Genomic DNA, 3,385 nt, shown 5'->3' with positions numbered 1-3,385 from the left:
CAGATGATGCAGATGATGCAGATATCCTGCTGGATGTGAGCGAGAACTCGAGCCTCCATATCGAAGGCTCAATTTACATTCCCTATATGGAGTTCTTCCTTCAGCCAGGGATTCTGAAGCAGGCAGATGAGGTCGCCAGCATCTTGGGCGAGGCTGGAATCTCCAGAGAGGATTCGGTTGTCATCTATGGGGAATGCCTGCCCTGCGGCGGAGGACCATCGGTGGCCACCTACGTCTACTGGATGATGAAGAGCCTGGGCCATGAGAAAGCAAAAGTCCTGGACGGGACGGCTGAGGACTGGGCGACAGCGGGAGGGGCTACCTCAGGGAGTGCTGAAGTGCTTCCTCGGAAGGAGTATATCCCTCTGGTGAATTCAAACCACACCGCCACCTTCGATCTGGTCAAGAGCGGCCAGGTGCAGATCATCGATGCCCGCACGCCGCCCGAGTTTGCCATGGGAACCATACCCGGATCGATCAGCATGCCCTATGAGAGCGTTCTTGCCGATAAGAAGATCACCGGCGAGGACCGGCTGGATATGGTCTTCATGGTGCTGAACAAAAACCAGCCAGTGGTCGTCTTCACCAATACCGGGATGAAGGGCTCTGTGGTCTGGTTCGCCCTGGAGATGATGGGCTACGATGCCCGGCTCTACAGCTACCAGGACTGGATGGCAAATCAACAGCCAGATCTCCGAGAGGTGGATGGGTCCGGGGGGTTAAATGAGACTGCAATCTGATCTTTCCGTCCCTCTTGCGGCTGAGGGAGAAAGGCCGGCAACTGCCGGCGGGACAGTGGCCATTTCTGGAGCGATTGCGGTTCTGCTGTTCATACTGTCCACCTCTTTTATTCTATTGGCAGGATCGGCCAGCGCAGGCACAGAGACTGGGGAGTTCTGCCCCACCTGCCCTGATTGGACCAATCTGGACGGCTGGCTGGAAAAGAAGGCTGCCTATGAAGAGGATATGAAAAATGTTCAGCAGAATGGCCTGCAGAATGAAATGAACAATAATGAGTTGAAGATAAAGACTGCTGAAGCAGAGATTGGGCTGAATGGGAGTCGGAATTCATCCTCTTCCACCCATATGGGCAATAGCAGCAACAATAGCGCCAGCAACGGCATGAGCAACAGCACAGCATCCGCTCTGAGCAGAAGCAGCGAGCTGGTCGGGGCGATAGCATCCCCGGATTCGATCTTTTCGGATGAGGTTGTATTGGACATCAGCCCCAGTGCGGCCGCATACATCGAGGGCGCTGTCAATCTCAATTACGATCGCTTCTTCTCCGAAGGCGGGGAGATAGTGCCGGCATCGGAGATGGCGCGGCTGCTGGGAGATGCGGGCATCAGCAGCAACGATTCCCTGCTGATCGCCGGGGAGTGCCTGCCCTGTGGCGGAGGACCGTCGCCGGCGTTCTTCACCTACTGGGCCCTAAAATACCTGGGACATGAGAAGGTAAGGGTGCTGGAGGGCACGATCGAGGACTGGAAGGCTGGGGGATTGAACATCAGCAACACTTCTGCCATCAGGTCCAAGGCCGAGTATATCCCCCATATAAGGCCAGAGCTTCTTGCCACCTATGAATATGTAGTCACTGGCGGGGCGCAGATAGTTGACGCCAGGCCGGCAAATGCTTATGAGCTGGGCTCAATTCCCGGGGCGATCAACATACCCTATGAGAATGTGCTGGTCAATGATAGCATGATGCCCAAAGAGATGCTGAAAGAGCGTTTCCTGGATCTTGACAAGAACCGATCGGTTGTGGTTTACACCAATATCGGGGTTGAGGCCGCTTTGCTCTGGTTCGCTCTGAACGAGTCCGGCTACGATGCCCGGCTCTACACCTGGAGGGACTGGCTGGAAAACCAGCCCAAGTTCCCCTATGAGCTGGCGGAGGTCTCTGCCCAGCCCAATCCGGTCAGATCAGGAGAGGCGACGACCATAACAGCATCCTTCCATGAGAGGACGGAGAGGACAGACTCATCACAGTACAGCTCTTCCTCAGCCAATTCCTCCGCCAACCAGGAACCGAAGCTGACGGTTAAGGGATGCGCTACCTGCGGATTTGGCTCTCCCCAGGGCTTTGCCAACCTGGATCGCAAGGATGGATATGTGCAGATCGGCTCGAATAGAAAGGCGGGCCAGAGCTCTGCCTCTTCCACAAATGCATCCGACCAGTCCTCCTCCGATGGCATTTTGAGGTGCACTGCAGTGATATATGCACCGGATGGCGGTGAAGAGACAAGGACCAGCCTGCTGCAGACATCTGGGGGCAGGTACATGGGCATCTGGAATGCCAATGTCGCTCCCGGGTTGTATAAGGTGAGCATAGTCGCATCCCTGGATGGGAATGCAGAGGCATTTACTGATGTGCTGCAGGTGGAGGTGACAAGGAAGGGATGAAGGGGCCTGGGCCTCTGTCATCCCGATCTTGGACCGATCCATTGGATCGTGTTCAGGGTGAAAAGATCTATAAAGATCAGCAGATCGATACTGAAAAATTGCGATAGACCTCATGACAAGGATAGGCAGATGTTGACCTCGATTATAATTCCCACAAAGGATGAACCAACCATTCAAGAGCTTGTAGATAATATCAATGCAACAATTAAGGAAAACCACGAAATACTGATAGTAGACAAGAGCCGCACCGCGCCAAAGGTTAAAGGGGCGGAGGTTATGATACAGAGATCGGATGGTTTGGGCAACGCTTTTGTTGAAGGCTTGTCCAGATCCAAAGGAAATATAATCGCTCTCATGGATGGCGACGGCTCTCATCGGCCAGAAGATCTCCAGAAAATGCTCAAGCTGATAGAGAATCATGATATCGTCCTCGGATCGAAGCTCATTGAGGGTGGAGAGTGCAGTGACACTTTAGGAAGGAAATTAGTAACCCTCGCCTTTGCTCAATTGACCAGATTGATCCTGGGCGTAGATCTAAGGGATCCCATGACAGGTTTTATGGTGGCAAAGAAGAATGTATTCGATAATCTGGAGCTTAAACCCAAGGGATTCAAGATAGTCATTGAGATTGTATATAAATCGAAGGCGAAGGTGTTGGAAGCCCCCATATCCTTCTATAAGAGGAAAACGGGCTCTTCAAAGGTAGGGTTCAATACGAACGGCCTCCGGGAGATGGCCAGGATCTTTGAGCTTCTGCTCGAGCTCAAGCTGGGACGAATAAGAGGGGAATGGTAATGCATATCGCCCTACATAATCTGCTGGCTCAATGCTCGGAATCAATCCAAGGGATAAGCCTGCAAAGCAAGCCCGTAGATCATTCCTGGAATCAGGCATTAAGAATCCTTCCTTCAAGTATTCTTGACAATTTGATTGCAAGAGGGCGATGGAGATTTGTTTTTAAGTTTGCATTCGTTGGGGCTAC

General features: G+C 52.8%; 3 protein-coding genes. All 3 read left to right on the top strand.

What is annotated here, in order from left to right; all coding sequences use genetic code 11:
• Positions 1–740 (top strand): sulfurtransferase (locus tag BP727_RS10035; RefSeq protein WP_286858650.1); only part of this gene is annotated, 740 nt, incomplete at its 5' end.
• Complete coding sequence (locus BP727_RS10030; RefSeq protein ID WP_013720510.1) at positions 724–2,403, top strand: sulfurtransferase; 1,680 nt, start codon at positions 724–726, stop codon at positions 2,401–2,403. The genes BP727_RS10035 and BP727_RS10030, both read left to right, overlap by 17 nt.
• 129 nt (positions 2,404–2,532) lie before the next feature.
• Positions 2,533–3,198, top strand: coding sequence for a glycosyltransferase (locus BP727_RS10025; RefSeq protein WP_048132538.1), 666 nt, complete (start codon positions 2,533–2,535; stop codon positions 3,196–3,198).
• The last annotated feature ends 187 nt before the right edge of the window (positions 3,199–3,385 follow it).

Origin of the sequence: Methanosaeta sp. UBA356 (genome assembly GCF_002496465.1) — an archaeon.
Lineage (GTDB): Archaea > Halobacteriota > Methanosarcinia > Methanotrichales > Methanotrichaceae > Methanothrix > Methanothrix soehngenii.
The sequence above is the reverse complement of the archived record's forward strand: the minus strand, read 5'-3'. Positions and strand labels throughout refer to the sequence as shown.